Origin of the sequence: Actinokineospora xionganensis (assembly GCF_014323725.1) — a bacterium.
Lineage (GTDB): Bacteria > Actinomycetota > Actinomycetes > Mycobacteriales > Pseudonocardiaceae > Actinokineospora > Actinokineospora xionganensis.
The window spans coordinates 163178-180237 of sequence record NZ_JABVED010000011.1 but is presented as its reverse complement, the minus strand read 5'-3'; the positions used below and the strand labels follow the sequence as shown (position 1 = coordinate 180237).

Genomic DNA, 17060 nt, shown 5'->3' with positions numbered 1-17060 from the left:
GTGGGTGAGCTCGGGGTGGGCATCGGCTGGCGGTCGGAGATCGACCTGACCGTGGAGCGGATGCCGGGAATCGACTTCGTGGAGGTCGTGGCGGAGAACATCCACCACGACAGCCTCCCGGAGTCACTGCGGGTCCTGTTGGACCGGGGCGTCCCCGTGCTCCCCCACGCCGTTTCCCTCTCGCTCGGCGGGGCCGATCCGGTCGACGGAGCCCGGCTCGACCACCTCGCCGCGGTGACCGACGCGCTCGGCGCGCCGATGGCCAGCGACCATGTCTGTTTCGTCCGGGCGGGCGGGCTCGACTCGGGGCACCTGATGCCGGTGCCGCGCACCCGCGACGCCCTCGATGTGTTGACCGCGAACGTGAAGACCGCACAAGCGGCGCTGGGGGTGCCGCTCGCGCTGGAGAACATCGCGGCCCTGCTGCGGTGGCCCGACGAGGAGCTGACCGAGGCGCAGTTCCTCAGCGAGCTGGTCGAGCGGACCGGGTGCATGCTGCTGGTCGACGTGGCCAACATGTGGGCCAACGGCCGGAATCTGGGACAGGACCCGGCCGACCTCCTCGACGGGCTGCCACTCGACCGGATCGCCTACGTGCACGTGGCGGGCGGGGTCGAGCGCGACGGCGTCTACCACGACACGCACGCCCACCCGGTGCCGCCCGGTGTGCTGGATGTGTTGCGGGAGCTGTGTTCCCGGGTCCGCCCGCCTGGTGTCCTGTTGGAACGCGACGACCTGTACCCGACGGATGCCGCGCTGCTGGCCGAACTCGACGCCATCCGCGGCGTTCTCGCGGCGACGGCGTGAGCGGCGCGCGGGAACGACTGGCCGCGGAGCAGGCCGCGTTGCTGCGGGCCCTGCTGGCAGGCGGCCAGCCCCCCGCGGGGTTCGACGAGATCGCCCTCCAGGTGGAGGCCGATGCCTTGCTCGCCAAACGCAGGCGGGTTGTCGCGCAACTAGCGCCCGAGGTCGCGGACAAGTTGGAGGAGCGCTACCGTCCCCTCTTCGACGAGTACGCGCGCGCCCATCCGCGCACGGTGGGCTCGCGTGCCCGGGAGGACGCGGCGGCGTTCCGCGAGTGGCTCATCGCCGGTGGTCATGTGGCGGAACCCCAACGCCGCTGGTGGCGTCGTACCTGAGTTCCCGGCCGGGGCAACGGCTCTCGCGAGCCGGTGGCCGGGTTCACCGGGTGGTGTCGACCCTGTCGACACCACCCGGCCCACCCAATCGGGCGATGCGCGAGCCACCGAAACTCATTAACTTGAAATTACTGGGGCTTGATTTCTGGGGGAATTGCACGTCACCTGTCGTCGGCCCCTTGTGCGTTGTCATTTTCCTGACCGGTGGGGGCTGGTAACAGATGAAACGGACAATTTCTCTCGCTATCGCGATCGGATTGGTGGCCGCGGGCTCGACCGCGGCCACGGCGGAGCCACCGAAGCCGCCGACGAACGACGCCAGGGCGGTCACCCTGATCACCGGCGACCGGGTGCTGCTCTCAGCGGGCAGACCCGCTGTGCTGCCCGGAAAAGGCCGCGAACGAATTACGTTCCGCACGTACACCGCGGGCGGGCGGCTCAATGTCATCCCGGCCGACGCGCTGCCCCTGATCTCCTCGGGCAAGCTCGACCCGCGACTGTTCGACGTGACCGGCCTGCTCGACGCGGGCTACGGCGACGGCCGCGGCGACCTGCCGCTGATCCTCACCGGCCCGACACCGCGCTCGGCGGGAGTGCGGACCGTGCGTGAACTGCCTTCGGCGGGGGCCCGCGCGGTCGCCGCCGAGAAGTCGTCGCTGGGCGAGTCCTGGCGGGCGCTGGCGGCGGGGCCGGGCAAGGTGTGGCTCGACGCCCGGCACAAGGCCAACCTCGACCGCAGCACAGCGCAGATCGGCGCGCCCGCGGCCTGGCAGGCGGGGCTGACCGGCGACGGTGTCACCGTGGCGGTCCTGGACACCGGGGTCGACCAGACCCACCCCGACCTCGCGGGCCGTGAGATCGGGGAACGCAACTTCACCGACTCCGCCGACGCGGTGGACCGCATGGGGCACGGCACGCATGTCGGATCGACCATCGCGGGCGGCGGAGCGAAGTACCAAGGTGTGGCGCACGGCGCCAAGCTGCTCGATGGGAAGGTGCTCTCCGACCAGGGCTGGGGCCAGGAGTCGTGGATCATCGCGGGCATGGAGTGGGCCGCCGAGCAGGGTGCCGACATCGTGAACCTGAGCCTCGGCGGGGAGGACACAGCCGAGGTCGACCCGCTGGAAGCGGCGGTCAACCGGCTCACGGCCGACCACGGCACCCTGTTCGTCATCGCCGCGGGCAACTCCGGTCCGTCGGCGGGCACGGTGGGCTCGCCAGGCAGCGCGGACGCGGCGCTGACGGTCGGCTCGGTCGAGCGCGACGACGCACTCTCGTTCTTCTCCAGCCGCGGTCCGCGCGTGGGCGATGGGGCCATCAAGCCCGACGTCACCGCCCCGGGCTCGGACATCGTTGCCGCGCAGGCGAAGGAGGGCGTCATCGGCAGTCCCGTGGAGCCCGGCTACGTGTCGATGTCGGGTACCTCGATGGCCACCCCGCACGTCGCGGGCGCGGCCGCGCTGCTGGCCCAGAAGAATCCACAGTGGACGGCCGCGCAGCTCAAGGCGGCGCTGACCGCGTCGGCCAGGCCGACGCCCCAGGAGCCCGCGTACGCGCAGGGCTCCGGCCGGATCGACGTGCCGAGGGCGTTGGCGCAGAACGTGACCAGTGAACCGACGTCGGTCGGCTTCGGGGTGCCGAGGTGGCCGCATGGCGACGACGAGCCGGTGACGAAGGAGATCACCTACCGCAACGGCGGCACCGCACCGGTGACCCTGGACCTGAAGGTGGACTTCGTCGGTCCCGACGGAAAGCCCGCACCGGCCGGGATGATCGCCTTGTCGCGTGACCGGGTCGAGGTTCCCGCGGGCGGCACCGCGACGGTCGGCGTCACCTCGGACACGCGCCTGGGCTCGGTCGACGGCACCTACTCCGGCACGGTCGTGGCGACGTCCGGCGAGTCGGCGACGCGCACCCCGGTCGGGGTTGACCGCGAGGTCGAGAGCTACGACGTCAAGACGACCTTCCTCGGTCTGGACGGTAAACCGTCGCCGAACGCGTACACGCTGGTCTTCGCGCTCGACACGGGTCAGCTGTCCTTTATCCACAGTCCGGGCGGGGTGGTCACGCGGCGGATGCCGAAGGGCCGATACCTGGTCGACACGTTCTTCGCCATGGAGACGGGTTCGCACGTGGTCACCGAGCCGGCGTTCACGCTCACCAAGGACACGGAAACCGTGGTCGACGCCCGGGTCACCAAGCAGCTCAAGGTCGTCGCGCCGGATCCGGCGGCGGTGTCGGTCCTGGCCTCCGCGGGTTATGAGTTCGCCACGGAGACGGGGTGGATCAGTGTGTCGGCGCTCGGGGACTCGGCCGAGCAGATCCACACCGCGCACGTGGGGCCGGAACTGCCCGCGGACAAGTTCCTCTGGACGCTGAGCACGTCGTGGATGGCGGGCAAGGACTTCTACGGCTTGGTCCATTTCCAGCCGAAGTCCGTCCCGACCGGGTTGGAGAAGACCTACCGGCCAGCCGACGTGGCGACCGTGCGCACCGCGCTCGGACAGCCGACCGCCAAGGCGACCAACGGCATTCGGCTGACGTTCCCCCGCCATCCGGACGGGCGGGGAAGCAGTTGGGCGATCGGGCGCGAGGTCTCGCTGCCGGGTGGCCTCACCGAGCACTTCTCCACCGAGAACACAGAGTGGGAATCGGAGGTGATGCTCGGCGAGCCGCCCGCGATCCAAGGCTCGTTCCGTTCGGTGCCGAAGTCGTTGCGCGCAGGCCGGACGTACCAGGAGCGGATGGCTGGGGCGATCTTCAGCCCGGCGCTGCCACGATCGCCGTACCCCTGGGCGGAGCGGGTCGGCGACGACATCACGTTCGGCATCGGCCTGTTCGGCGACGGCGCGGGCAACGCCGGATCCACCGTGGTCACCTCCGGCAAGACGACCCTCCACCGCGACGGTGTCCAGATCGGCGAGGGCCCGGGGGCGGGCTATGGAATGTTCCCGGTACCGGCCGAGCAAGGTGCGTATCGGCTTGCCACGGAAGGCGTGCGGGGCGAGCTGTTCGACGTGAGCACCAAGGTGTCCGCGGCGTGGACGTTCACCTCCGCGGCCGGGGACAAGATCATCCCGCTGTCGGTGCTGCGGTTCCACGGCGTGTTGGACGAGAGCAACAGCGCCCGCGCGGGCAGGCCTTTCCTGCTGCCGGTGGGCATGCGGCTCGAAGACGGATCGACTGTCACGCCACGCAAACTCGGCGTCGAGGTGTCCTACGACGAGGGGAAGACATGGCGACGGGCGACTGTCGCCAACAACACCGCGCTGCTCCTGCACCCCGCTGACGCGAAGTCCGTGTCACTGCGCGCCAAGGCGGAGGACGGTCGAGGTGCGACGGTCGAGCAGACGATCATCCGGGCGTACAAGTTGAAGTAGGTCTACCACCAGGATGCGGGGTCGCCGCCGGGTGTATGGGGTCCGTGACCGTACGCCGGGGGCGACCCCGGCATCGTGCCGGGAAAGCAGACGTGCCGGACGATCCCGAAGTCACTGTCTATTTCAGACAGATACGGGTCGGCGAAGCCGGGTTCTTCGGCGGAGTCCACTCGGCCGAGCTCGTCGAGCCACAACGCCGTGCGGGCCAGGGAAACCCGGACGTGCCAAGTGCCGCCTTCGACCGACCTCCTGCGGAGGGCGTCGAGGACGCCGTAGGCCGCGAACCAGCCCGTGCCATGGTCAAGCGCTTGCGCGGGCAGGGAGACCAGCTTGCCGTCGGATTCGGTCGCGATGCCCGTGGCGAGCTGGACGAGGCTGTCGAAGCCGCGGCGCTTTCGCCATGGTCCACTGTGGCCATACGCGGACAGACTGACCATGACCACGCCCGGCGGCAGGTCATTCGCGCCGAACCCCTTGGCGGCGAAGGTGTCCGGGCGGAACGACTGCACCATCACGTCGGCGTCAGCGAGGAGTCCACGCAGGGTCGCGCGGTTCTCGTCGGCGCGAAGGTCGAGGTGGCACGTGCGTTTGCCGAAGCCGGTGTCGATCACCAGCGGAAGCACGGTCGGCAGATGCGCGGCGCCGACATGCAGGACGTCGGCGCCGTGGGCGGCGAGGACGCGGCCGCAGACGGGGCCGGCGATGACGTGGGTCAGGTCCAAGACCCGGATGCCTGCGAGGGGCCGGTCGGCGGGTGGCAGCGGCCGGGCGGGCGCGTCGGCGATCCGCTCGACGGAGACCAGCGGCTCAGCCGCGACGGCCTTGCCTTGCGGGTGTTCCCGCCACTCGTCGCGCCCGCGCAGCATCGCGGCCGCCCCACCCGCGGCGAGCACCGCCTCCGCGACGTCGTGGGCCCGCCCGCGCGCCACCTCGGCCGCGATGTCGTCACCGAGGACCGAGCGGACGGCGGCTTCGTGGTGGGGGTAGTTGCAGTGCAACTTCACCCAGCCGTCGGCGGCCCGGTAGTCACCGGACAGCGGGGCCCAGGTGTCACCGGGCGACCGACCGTCGACGAGGACATGCCGTTCGCTTCCAAACGCGGCCGCGGCATGTCTGACGTCGACCGAGACGGGGCCGGGGTCGGTTCCGCGCTCCCGCAACAGTTCGGCTGCGGCTTCCGTCACCCGCTCCACACAGCGGGCGGCGGCGTGCGCGACCCGGAACGGACCAGGCAACAGGCACTCGGTCATGACTTACCTCGCTCCCGCAACACTTCCACCCGCTCAGCAAGCGACCAAACCCGGCCCAGACAGAACACGCTCAAACCGCTCACGCCGAGCGCCGGCGTGACGAGCCGAACCGGCCGGGCTCAAGCGCGCCCGGATCAGCACGGCCACGCAGGACGCCCGGTCAAGCAGGGCTTGGCGAGCCGTCTGCCACAGATTCCGCCACGCGCTCATGCATCGGTCGCGTGAGCGACTCGGAATGGGCCGGGCACGACGCGACCGGTCAAGTCCCGACGGTCAGGGCACGTTCGCGACGAGTTCGGCCGGGGGCACGCGGGTGCCGGTGTAGAACGGGATTTCCTCACGCACGTGCAGGCGGGCCTCGGTGCCGCGCAGGTGGCGCATGAGGTCGACGATGCGGTGCAGTTCGTCGGCCTCGAACGCGAGCATCCACTCGTAGTCGCCGAGGGCGAACGAAGAGACGGTGTTGGCGCGCACGTCCGGGTAGTCGCGGGCTTCCTTGCCGTGGTCGGCAAGCATCTTGCGGCGGTCTTCCTCGGGCAGCAGGTACCACTCGTAGGAGCGGACGAACGGGTACACGCAGATGTACTTGCGTGCTTCCTCACCGGCCAGGAACGCGGGGATGTGGCTGCGGTTGAACTCCGCGGGGCGGTGCAGGGCGACCTGGCTCCACACCGGGGTGGAGGCCTTGCCGAGGGCGGTGCGGCGGAAACCGGTGTAGGCGGCCTGCACCTGCTCGACCTCTTCGGCGTGCCACCAGATCATGTAGTCGGCGTCGGCCCGCAACCCGGCGACGTCGTAGACGCCGCGCACGACGACGCCCTTGCTTTCCAGGCCGTCGAGGTAGTCGGTCACCTCCGAGCCTGCGAGTCCGCGGTCGTCGGGCAGGCGACCGGGTTCGATGCGGAACACCGACCACATGGTGTAGCGGATGGTGTCGTTGAGCTCGGCGTAGTTCAGGCGGGCCATACGTTCATCGTCTCATTCGCGGGTGAGCGTGCGCAGGTGGGCAGCGACACGTCGGGCCGCGGCCTCCCCGGTCCCGATGCACGCGGGGATCCCGACACCATGCAGCGCGGCGCCTGCCACGGCCAGGCCGGGGTGGGCGGCCACCGCCTCTTCGAGGCGGGCGACCAGAGCGGTGTGGCCGACCCCGTACTGCGGAAGGCCACCACCCCAGCGGGTGACCAAGGCGTCGAGGGGCGGGGCGGTGACGCCGGTGAGGTCGAACAGGTCGGCGCGCACCAGCCGCACCAACTCCTCGTCATCGGCGCGCAGCGCACCCGGGTCGCCGAAGCGGCCCACGGAGCCGCGGACGACGACGGCGTCGAGGTGGGACCACTTGGTGGCGGAGTAGGTGAAGGCCTTGACGGCGAACGGAGCCCCATCGGACCGCCGCTCCCCCGCGCCGACGAGGATGCCGGACGTGCCGGGCAACTCGGTGCCGGTGGGAAGAGCCAACGCGACCACGCCGACCGAGGCCACCTCGATGCGGGAGTACGCCACCGACGCCACCGGCACCACCCGCTCGAACAACTTGCGCGCGGCGGGCGGGGGCACGGCGACCACGACCGCGTCCACCTCGATCACCGACTCCCGCGGCTCATGCCCGGGAGCGGCGGCGCCGAGGACCAGCCGCCACCCGTGCGGCCGCTTCGTCAGTTCACGGACCGGCACCCCAAGCCGAACTTCGACATCGCGCGTGAGCCGGTCGACCAAGGTGCCGAGGCCGGTGGTCAAGGTGCCGAAGACCGCAGCGCCGCGACCCGATGTGGACACCGCTCCGGAACCGTCCGAAGTGCTCACCGAAACAGAGCGCCGCTCCGAATCGAGAGCACTGCTCTCCGAGCGAGGCGCCCGCTCCTCACCGAGGGCACCGCTCACCGAACCGGAGCGGTGCTCCGAACCGAGAGCACTGCTCTCTGACGAGAGCGCCGCACCCGAACTCGGAGCACTGCTCGCCGGGGTGAGCACTGTCCTGGCGGCGGCCGTCAGTGAGGTCGCGCCCGCGTCCAGGGCCGCGGCGATCTGCGGCATCGTCGCCCGCAGGCCGAGGTTGTCGATGCTTCCCGCGTACACCCCGCCGAGTAGAGGGTCGATCAGCCGGTCGGGCAGTTCGTCGCCATACCGGGAGCGCAGTAGGGCGCCCAGGCCGACGTCCGAGCCCTCCAGCCGGATCGGGGCGAGTGTCCGCTCCGCGGCCACCCGGTCGCGGCCCTCGTCCGAGAGCAGTTCCGTGACCGCGGCGGGGTCGGCCGGAATGCCCAGCATGGTCCCGCTCGGGATCATCCGGGTCACCCCACCCGCCCGCACCGTCGAGCGTGCTCCACTGGGGTGGGTTACCTCCAGCCCAAGCTCACGGATCAGCGCGGTCGCCTCGGGGCGGCGGGCCAGGTAGGCCTCGGCGCCCACGTCGTAGCGGATGCCCGCGAAGTCGACGGTGCGCAGCTTGCCGCCGAGGCGGTCGGACTGCTCGATGACCGTGATCACCGCGTCCGGTCCCAGCAGGGCCCGCAGCCGGTGCGCGGCGGTCAGTCCGGCGATGCCGCCGCCGATCACCGCCACCCGCACGGCACTCACCGGGTGGAGCCGTGCACCAGGTCGACAACCTTGGTCAGCACATCCGGGTCTGTCTCCGGCAGCACCCCGTGGCCCAGGTTGAACACATGCCCCTGCGCCGCCCGGCCTTCGGAGATGATCCGGGCGACCTCGCGCCGGACGACCTCGTCGCCCGCGAACAGAGCGGCCGGGTCGAGGTTGCCCTGCACGACCGGGCCGGACTCGAAGCCCGGCACGGCCGCGAGCCGCGTGACCGCGGTGTCCAGTGGCGTGCGCCAGTCGACGCCGACCACGTCGGCGCCCGCCTCGCGCATGGCTCCCAGGAGGTGGCCGGTCCCGACCCCGAAATGGATGCGGGGCACGCCCGCGTCGGCGAGGCCCGCCAGCACCTTCGACGAGTGCGGCAGGACGAACTCGCGGTAGTCCTTGAGCGACAGCGCGCCCGCCCACGAGTCGAACAGCTGGACCGCGTCGACGCCTGCGGCGAGTTGCGCGCGCAGGAACGTCAGGGCGATGTCGGCGAGCTTGTCGAGCAGGGCGTGCCAGGTCGTCGGGTCGGCGTACATCAGCGCTTTGGTGCGCTCGTGGTTGCGGCTTGGGCCACCCTCCACCAGGTAGGACGCCAGGGTGAACGGCGCCCCGGCGAACCCGATCAGCGCGGTGTCGCCCAGCGCGGACGTCAGCAGCCGCACGGCCTCGGCGACCGGCTCCACCTGCGACGCGTCGAGCGTCGGCAGCGCGGCGACATCCTCGGCGGAGCGGATGGGCGAGGCCACGACCGGGCCGGTGCCCGCGACGATGTCCAGGTCGACCCCGGCGGCGACCAGGGGCACCACAATGTCGCTGAACAGGATCGCCGCGTCGACGCCGTGCCTGCGCACGGGCTGCATGGTGATCTCGCAGACCAGGTCCGGGTCGAAGCAGGCGGCCAGCATCTTGGTGCCCGCCCGCAGCGCGCGGTACTCGGGCAGCGAGCGGCCCGCCTGGCGCATGAACCAGACCGGGACCCGTGCGGGCCTCCCACCTCGGGCGGCCACCAGGAACGGCGACCCGGGCAAGCTTCGACGGGCGGACTTCGCCGGGGACTTCACGGCGGTGTTGATGTCAGTCATCGCCCCGCCATGGTCCCACGACGCGGACTCGCGGCGGTCGAGCGGGAGTCGAATCGGCCAATGTCACACTCACGGTGGCGCAATCAGGCGTCAAATACTCGGCGCGCCGTTCCAACTCACTGACTCGGGTGGTCTTACAGTTACCAGTCGTGACCGGAACGTCGACAGCGCCTGAACTCTTCAGGCAGGCCGTCGAGGCGCTGAAGTCGCTGCGACCTCGACCGGAGCTGCAGCTCGCCGAGGTCCGCCCGCCGCAACGGCTGGCGCCCTGGGCGTTCGCGATCAGCGCCGAGGCGGTGGGGCCCGCGGAAGTGCAGGCGACCGGCCGACTGATCCTCCTGCACGACCCGGAGGGCCAGGAGGCGTGGGAGGGCGTGCTGCGCGTGGTCGCCTACGTCCGTGCCGAACTCGACGCCGAACTGGCTGACGACCCGCTGCTGCCGAGTGTCGGCTGGTCCTGGCTGACCGACGCGCTGGCCGCCTCGGGCGCGGAGTTCACCGCGCTGGGCGGCACGGTCACCGACACTTCCTCCGCCCGCTTCGGCGACATCGCGGGCCCGGCCCGGGTCGACGACCTCGAACTTCGCGCTTCCTGGACCCCACGAACAGGCGCGTTGCGCGCGCACGGCGAGGCGTTCTGCGACCTGATGGCCAGTGTGGTCGGTCTGCCGCCGGTCGGGATCGCGCTGTTCGGGCAACGCCGCGGCGAGTGACCTTTCGATGGCCTAATAGGGTCACCGAACATGCGAATCGCCTGCTCGGCTGTCATGGCCTTGTCCTTCATCGGTGCCGTCATCTGCATGCTGCTCGCCATGGAATCGCTCACCGCGAGCAACCAGAACGAAGTGTGGGTGGCGATGATCAGCGCCTTCACCTTCGGCGTGCTGAGCATCGGCTCAGGGATCTGCGCCACCGCGTTCCGCACCAGCGGCCCTGCCCAGCCCAAGCCCGCGCCCCAGTACCCGCCGTTCGGCGCACCCCAGGCGGGCCCGCACACCGGCCAGCAGCCCGCCGTCCAGCAGCACGGTCAGCAGTGGCCCGGCCAATCCTGACTTTGCCGAACATGACAGCGGGCCGGTGCACCAGCACCGGCCCGCTGTCGTTGAAGCGCTACTACTTCTTGCGTGCCTTGGTCTCCAGTGCCGAGCGGGTGCAGACGTCGCCGACATCCACGGTCTGGCCGCGGTCGGCGTAGACCTCCGCCAGGCCCACGAGCCTGCCGCGCTGGTCGCTGCACGTCAGGGTGTAGGGCTCCTTCGGGCCGTAGGTGGTGGGCAGCGGCGAGAAGAAGTTGACGTTCAGGTTCGACCAGTCGTCCGGCGTTCCCGGGTCGCCCTGCTCGTAGTTGACCATCACCGCGGTGTAGTCGCCCGCGGGCGGGTCGAAGAGCACCGCCTTCTCACTGCGGGTGCCACCACTGGCCGACGAGCTGACGATGTTGCCCGCCGAGTCGAAGATGTAGAGGTCCCAGTCGGTGGCGGCGCTGCCCCACTCGACGGTGACCTCCATCTTCCCGTTGTCCACCGCCGGCATGCCGTCGATGTGGAACGGGATGCTCTCGGCGGTCATGTCGGACGGGAAGTTGGTGTTCTCCGCCGGGATGCCCGCCGGGTTCGCCAGCGCGATCGGAGCCTGGGCAGGCCCCTGGGGGTCACGGCCGTAGCGGCCCGCGACGTACGGCCGGGTCGACGGGTTGACCGCCCAGGTGAACCGCCCGCCCGTGCTGAGCAGGTCGGACTTGATCACGTCGGCGACCTGGATGGGCTCCTTGGTCGAACCGTCCGGCTGCACGACCGGCGAGGTCGGCGTCTGGAACGCCTTGCGCACCTGCAGCTGGTAGCCCTTCGGCGCCGAGCCGGTCAGCGTCGCGTGGGTGGTGGAGTCCGCGGCGTTGGCCAGCATGTCGATGAACGCCTGGCGGTTGCCGCCCTTGCCCGCGCCCGCGGCCGGTGCCAGGCCCGCGTACTCGGCGACGACGCCGTCGGCGAACGGCCCGTGGAACTCGTTCGGGCCGACCTCGAAGGTGAAGCCCCAACCACCGGTGGCGAAGTACGACCAGTCCTCGGTGGAACCGGTGGTGTCGTACAGCGCCCACGAGGGCTGGCTGGTGTAGCCGTTGCGTGAGGCCATCTTGTCGCCGAGCGCCTTGTAGGCGGGCTCGTCGAGCGGCGGCCGGACGTCGGCCACGCCGGGCACGCGCAGCACCAGGTTGGAATAGGTGTGCAGGGTGATCAGGTTGGTCACCTGGCGGTTGGAGACGATCGAGCGGACGTTGCGGGTCTCCGGCTCCGAGAACGGGCCCGAGCCGCGGAAGGTGTCGCTGCTCCACGCCGTCGACGCGCCCGCGCCGCCCCAGAAGCCCGCGTAGTTGCGGTTGGGGTCGGTGCCACGCAGGCGGCCCGCCGGGTTGGCCTTGCAGACACCCGTGCGGAATGCCTCCGGGGAGTCGCTGACGTTGCAGTTCTTGCGCTTCATCTCGTAGTCGAAGCGGGTGAAGTCGCCCTTGGGCTCGGCCTCGCGGGAGATGTTGAAGCCGTCCGGGTTGACGATCGGCACCACGATGTTGCGGGTCTTGCCGACCAGCGTGCGCAGCTCACCGCCCGCCTTGTAGCCCTTCGCCAGCTCGATCGCCCACTCCATGGCGTGCTCGCCCGCGGGCCACTCACGCGCGTGGTGGATGCCCATCGTGAAGTTGACGGCCTTGCCGTCGCGGATGTTCTCCACGTTGGTGGCGATCTCGACGCCGACGACGTCGCGGCCCTCCCAGGTGGGCTCGGGCAGCGTGAAGGCCTTGACCAGCCCCGGGTTGTTGCGGGCCAGCTCCTTCATGTCGAAGTCGTACTCGTAGTGGCGCCGGTAGGACGTCCGCCCCGAGGGCAGCACCGAGCCCGCGGACTTGGCCGCGTACTCCTTGTCGGCCTTGGTGTTGGCGATCGAGCGCGCGGTCAGGTCGGCCTGCACGACGGTCGACTTCATGCCGCTGGAGCGCAGGGTCTCGCGGTCGGCGTCGCTGGCGAGGACGACCTCGACGCCGGTGGCGTCGGCCTTCTCGGTGACGTCGAGGCCGAGAGCGAAGAGCCGGTCCTTCTGCTGCTTGTTCGGGGTCTCGACCCGCACGATCTCGGCGCGCTGCGCGGCCTGGGTGGCCCCGCCCTGCGCGTTGAGCGCGAGGAAGTCGACACCGAGGGCGACGTTGCGCGAGGTGCCCGCGTAGCGGCAGGCCTGCACGATCAGCTCCTGGCCCTTGGCCACGAAGCTCTCGGCGAGCTCGTTGCTGCGCAGGGCCGCCGACGCGGACACGACCGCTCCGGTGGCCTTGTCGAACACGGCGACGTCCCAGTCGCCGGAGCCCAGGCCGTGCGGCTTGAGCCGCGCCTGGACGAGGCCGTCGACCGTCGAGGTGACCTCGCGGCGGTCGGCGCCCCGGGTCCCCGCGGGCAGGGGCTTCTCGAAGCAGGACCGCGCGACCGCGTGGTCGCTGCGCAGGACGTTGTCCTCCGCGCTGGCGGTCGACGACGTCAGGCCGATGACCACCGCCCCGCTGAGTCCTACCGCGGCTGCCACCCGCCACGCCGGTACACATCTGACTGAAGAGTTCACGCCCGTTTCCTCCCAAGATCCGCCGCCACCCGCAAACGTGGCGGCAGCGTGACGCTAACCACGTCATCAACAGAATTGACGGTTTACCAGTTGCCAGATCATGTGGAGCGGACGTCTGGTGGAGTCGGTGCGTCCAGTGGGTCCACGACGGGGCCCATACCGCCACGAAGACGAAGAAGTTTTTACCTTTTGCCAGTTATTCGCGTCCGGCCGCCACCCGTTCGGCCCAACGCAAGGCGCGCAGGACGTTACGCCCAGCAACCTTCGCGCAGTCGTCCTCACTCCACCCGGCGTCCAGCAAAGCGGCGAACAGCGCCGGATACGTGCCGACGTTCTCCAGGTCCGCCGGGAACTCCGGGCAGCCGTCGTAGTCGCCGCCGACCCCGATGTGATCGACGCCGACGACGTCCCTGGCGTGCTCGAAATGGGCCACGACCTCGGCCAACGTGGCTTGAGGCTGATCGTGGCGGCCTTCCCAGGTCTCACAGAACCGCTCCCGGGCGGCCAGGTCGGCGTGCTTCTCCCCGGCCTGCTCCATGGCCGCGGCGAGCCGGTCGTCCCACTCGGCGATGGCGGGCGAGATGAACCGCGGAACGAACGTCACCATCAGCACGCCCCCGTTGTCGGGGAGCCGTTTCAGCACGTCATCCGGCACATTGCGGGGATGGTCGGTGATCGTGCGGCAGGAGGAGTGACTGAAGATGACCGGCGCCGTGCTCACGTCCAGGGCGTCGCGCATCGTCGTCGCGGCGACGTGGGAGAGGTCGACGAGCATCCCGAGCCGGTTCATCTCGGCGACGACCTCGCGACCGAAGTCGGAAAGGCCTCCGACCTGCGGTTCGTCGGTGGCGGAGTCAGCCCACGGGGTGTTGTCGTTGTGGGTAAGGGTCATATAGCGAACCCCTAGACGGTGCAGCGCGCGCAGGACGCCGAGGGATTCCGCGATGCAGTGACCGCCCTCAGCACCCAGCAGCGAGGCGACGCGGCCGTCCGCGAAGGCGGATTCCGCCTGGTCAGCGGTGTAGGCAAGGCGCAAGTCGTCGGGGTAGCGCGCGGCCAGGCCGTGCACGATCTCGATCTGTTCGAGGACGGCCGTGACAGCGGAGTGGCCGGTCAGCTGACAGGGGACGTAGACCGACCAGAACTGCGCGCCGACGCCGCCGCGACGGAGTTTGACCAGGTCGGTGTGCAGGTCAGGCTGCTCGACGGAGAGGTCGGTGCCCGCTACCGCGGCCCGGGGGTCGGGCCCCCATTTCTCCCGGAGCGCCCACGGGAGATCATTGTGTCCATCGACCAACGGCGTGCAGGCGAGAAGCCGTCGAGCGCGGTCAAATCCAGGGTTGTTCACTACCCCTGACCTCATTCCATCGTGTGACCGTGTACATCCGTTACGTCACCATTCAGTGAGTCACCCAATCGTGGGACATTCACGTCCCTCAGTCACAACCCGATCGGATACTTACCCGATTGATCGTCCCGCTAACCCGCTTGGGCGGCTAGGCTGCCTTCGTCGACACCACTTTCGGTCCAACGGCGGCGCGGCTGTTTGGTCGAAAGTCCCAGTGCCGGTCGGGGGGCAACGACCGACTCCAGGGAGGTAGTGACGTGGCTGCCGTCGGCTTAGGTCAGGCCGTTCGAACCACGCCAGCCGGCTCATTGCCGGCGAACATGGTCCCGCACCCGCGGGAAGAGTTGTTCTCAGTGCTGGTGGTTGACGACCACCCACTGTTGAGGGAGGCGATAGCCGCCCGGCTCACGCAGATGGGCGCGGGCACAGTGCACGAGGCCGCCACGGTGGCCGAGGCAAGAGCGCGAGCACAGGCCACTGGTCCGTGCGATCTCGCGATTCTGGACCTCGGGTTGCCTGACGGTAGCGGGATCGAGCTCGTCACGGAGCTCCGCAGCCACGGTTGGCCGCGGATCGTCGTGCTGGCTTCTTCCGACGACCCGTACGCAGTGCGGTCGGCCTTCCAAGCAGGCGCTCAGGCGTACCTGCTGAAGTCCGCATCGCCGGTCGTGGTGACCGACGGGGTTCGACGGGTGCTCGAAGGCGGCGTCTACGCCGACCCGAGTGTCGCGCCGGTCCTCGCCACGGGAACCAGGGTCCCGGGCACCGACAACACCCCGCGTGAGCTGTCGGCTCGCGAGGTGGAGGTGCTCCAGCTCGTCGCTGACGGGCAGTCCAACAAGGAGATCGGCGAGGCGCTGAACCTTTCGGCGCTCACGGTGAAGTCTCACCTCTCGCGGATCGGCCGGAAGTTGGGCACGGGCGACCGCGCCCAGATGGTGGCTCTCGCCATGCGGGCGGGCGTCATCCGCTAGACAACAGCGGTCGTGTGGCTGGGCTGGGCATGGCCCAGCCACACGACTGCTGCTGATCTAGCGCGATCTTGCTCCGTCGTGCCGTAGGGTCATTCGCCGTGACTACCCCCGGACCAGGACCCAGCTCAGGCTCGGCAGCCATCGACCCCGCTGCTCCGGCTCCGGTGCTGCTCACCGAACCCCGAGAAGGCACCCCCGACGTCGTGGCCGACGCCGACGCCCTGCGTCGCGCGGCTGAGCGCATAGCCGCCGGATCCGGCCCCATCGCCGTCGACACCGAGCGAGCGTCGGGCTACCGCTACTCCCAGCGCGCCTATCTCGTGCAGATCCGTCGTGAGGGCTCCGGCACGTGCCTGGTCGACCCGGTCGCGATCAACGACGAGATCGATCCCCTGATCGACGCGCTCGACGCGGACGAGTGGGTGCTGCACGCCGCCTCCCAGGACCTGCCGTGCCTGGCTGAGCTGGGACTGCGGCCACGCAAGCTGTTCGACACCGAGCTGGCGGGCAGGCTCGCCGGGTTCGACCGGGTCGCCCTGGGCACCCTGGTCGAGCTGCTGCTGGGCTACCACCTGGAGAAGGGCCACGGCGCCGCCGACTGGTCGCGCAGGCCGCTGCCGCTGGACTGGCTGAACTACGCCGCCCTCGACGTCGAGCTCCTCGTGCCGCTGCGCGACGCGCTCGAGGAGGAGCTGCGCAACCAGGGCAAGCTGGAGTGGGCCCTGGAGGAGTTCGAGGCGCTGCGCACCGCAGGGCCACCGGCGCCCCGTAAGGAGCCCTGGCGGCGCACGTCGGGTATCCACAGCGTCCGGACGGCCCGCGGGCTCGCGGGCATCCGCGCGCTGTGGGAGGCGCGGGACACGATGGCCCGCGACCGCGACATCGCGCCGGGCCGGGTCCTCCCCGACAGCGCCATCATCCAGGCGGCGTCGGTCAACCCGGCCGACGAGCAGGCGCTGCTGCAGCTGCCCGTGTTCAAGGGCCGCGCCCAGCGGCGTCTGGCGGGCGTCTGGATGCGGGCGCTGCGGGCGGCGGCCGAGCTGCCCAAGTCCGAACTGCCGGACCCGTCACCGCCCAACGACGGACCGCCGCCGGCGAACCGGTGGGCGGACAAGTTCCCGGAGGCCGCGGCCCGGCTGTCGGCCGCGCGGACGGCGTTGACGGCCATCGCCGAGGCCAACCGACTGCCGGTGGAGAACCTGCTGCAACCGGACCTGGTGCGGCGCACGTGCTGGCAGCCGCCTGCGGAGACGGACCTGGACACGGTCTCGGAGACGCTGCGCGCGGGCGGCGCCCGCGAGTGGCAGATCGGCCTGACCGCCGACGCGCTCGCCACCGCCCTGCGGGCCAAGCCCGCCACGCCGAGCACCGACTGAGGTCGATTGCGGCCGGTTGAGCTGTGCACCCGTGGCGACGGACTCGGTGATGGTGCGCGGTCAGCTAGTGGCGAAGCTGTGCGGCCTTTGGCGCCAGAGTCAGTGATGGTGCACGCGTCAGCCTGCGGCGAAGCTGCGCGCCCCGGTCAGTGATGGTGCACGCGTCAGCCTGCGGCGAAGCTGCGCGCCCCGGTCAGTGATGGTGCACGCGGCAGCCTGCGGCGAAGCTGCGCGCCCCGGTCAGTGAGGGTGCACGCGTCAGCTTGCGGCGAAGCTGCGCGCCCTTGGCGGCGGAGCCGGTGTGATGGTGCGCCCGCGTCGGCTG

13 protein-coding genes are annotated in these 17060 nt (G+C 70.5%); 7 read left to right on the top strand and 6 right to left on the bottom strand.

The window, feature by feature from the left end:
• The 3 genes from GPZ80_RS20135 to GPZ80_RS20125 all read left to right on the top strand — a co-directional run bounded on the left by GPZ80_RS20135 (position 1) and on the right by GPZ80_RS20125 (position 4519).
• Positions 1–807: an MbnB/TglH/ChrH family RiPP precursor modification enzyme gene (locus tag GPZ80_RS20135; protein ID WP_312880458.1), complete on the top strand. Its 807-nt coding sequence runs from the start codon at positions 1–3 to the stop codon at positions 805–807.
• On the top strand, positions 804–1139 hold the full coding sequence (locus tag GPZ80_RS20130) for an SCO6045 C-terminal-like domain-containing protein (protein ID WP_187222280.1): 336 nt from the start codon (positions 804–806) through the stop codon (positions 1137–1139). Before GPZ80_RS20135 ends, GPZ80_RS20130 begins: the two co-directional genes overlap by 4 nt.
• Positions 1140–1360: 221 nt before the next feature.
• A complete protein-coding gene (locus tag GPZ80_RS20125; protein WP_187222278.1) occupies positions 1361–4519 on the top strand; it encodes a S8 family peptidase in 3159 nt (1052 codons plus the stop codon).
• 2 nt (positions 4520–4521) lie between these two features.
• Here the strand turns inward: GPZ80_RS20125 and GPZ80_RS20120 are convergent, their stop codons facing one another.
• From GPZ80_RS20120 to hemE, 4 genes are all read right to left on the bottom strand, one after another.
• The gene (locus GPZ80_RS20120; protein ID WP_187222277.1) at positions 4522–5769 is read right to left on the bottom strand and encodes a CoA transferase; all 1248 of its coding nucleotides are present in this window, start codon (positions 5767–5769) and stop codon (positions 4522–4524) included.
• 273 nt (positions 5770–6042) lie between these two features.
• The gene (hemQ, locus tag GPZ80_RS20115) at positions 6043–6735 is read right to left on the bottom strand and encodes a hydrogen peroxide-dependent heme synthase (RefSeq protein ID WP_187222275.1); all 693 of its coding nucleotides are present in this window, start codon (positions 6733–6735) and stop codon (positions 6043–6045) included.
• Between the two features lie 12 nt (positions 6736–6747).
• The gene (hemG, locus tag GPZ80_RS20110; RefSeq protein WP_187222463.1) at positions 6748–8337 is read right to left on the bottom strand and encodes a protoporphyrinogen oxidase; all 1590 of its coding nucleotides are present in this window, start codon (positions 8335–8337) and stop codon (positions 6748–6750) included.
• Between the two features lie 5 nt (positions 8338–8342).
• Positions 8343–9437 carry a uroporphyrinogen decarboxylase gene (hemE, locus tag GPZ80_RS20105; protein WP_187222273.1) on the bottom strand — a complete coding sequence of 365 codons (1095 nt, stop codon included), beginning with the start codon at positions 9435–9437 and terminating at the stop codon, positions 8343–8345.
• Between the two features lie 149 nt (positions 9438–9586).
• Here hemE and GPZ80_RS20100 point away from each other — a divergent pair, with 149 nt between their 5' ends.
• Together GPZ80_RS20100 and GPZ80_RS20095 are read left to right on the top strand one after the other, a co-directional pair.
• Entirely contained in the window at positions 9587–10150 is a 564-nt protein-coding gene (locus tag GPZ80_RS20100; protein WP_187222270.1) for a DUF3000 domain-containing protein, read from the top strand.
• A 30-nt stretch (positions 10151–10180) separates the two neighbouring features.
• Positions 10181–10489: a hypothetical protein gene (locus tag GPZ80_RS20095; protein ID WP_187222268.1), complete on the top strand. Its 309-nt coding sequence runs from the start codon at positions 10181–10183 to the stop codon at positions 10487–10489.
• A 61-nt stretch (positions 10490–10550) separates the two neighbouring features.
• Here the strand turns inward: GPZ80_RS20095 and GPZ80_RS20090 are convergent, their stop codons facing one another.
• Positions 10551–13001 carry a M14 family zinc carboxypeptidase gene (locus GPZ80_RS20090; RefSeq protein ID WP_187222267.1) on the bottom strand — a complete coding sequence of 817 codons (2451 nt, stop codon included), beginning with the start codon at positions 12999–13001 and terminating at the stop codon, positions 10551–10553.
• A gap of 232 nt (positions 13002–13233) precedes the next feature.
• On the bottom strand, positions 13234–14385 hold the full coding sequence (locus tag GPZ80_RS20085; RefSeq protein WP_376771699.1) for a dipeptidase: 1152 nt from the start codon (positions 14383–14385) through the stop codon (positions 13234–13236).
• Positions 14386–14642: 257 nt separating this feature from the next.
• Here GPZ80_RS20085 and GPZ80_RS20080 point away from each other — a divergent pair, with 257 nt between their 5' ends.
• Together GPZ80_RS20080 and GPZ80_RS20075 are read left to right on the top strand one after the other, a co-directional pair.
• On the top strand, positions 14643–15359 hold the full coding sequence (locus GPZ80_RS20080) for a response regulator (RefSeq protein WP_035282988.1): 717 nt from the start codon (positions 14643–14645) through the stop codon (positions 15357–15359).
• A 140-nt stretch (positions 15360–15499) separates the two neighbouring features.
• Positions 15500–16735 carry a ribonuclease D gene (locus tag GPZ80_RS20075; protein WP_376771702.1) on the top strand — a complete coding sequence of 412 codons (1236 nt, stop codon included), beginning with the start codon at positions 15500–15502 and terminating at the stop codon, positions 16733–16735.
• Positions 16736–17060: the final 325 nt, after the last annotated feature.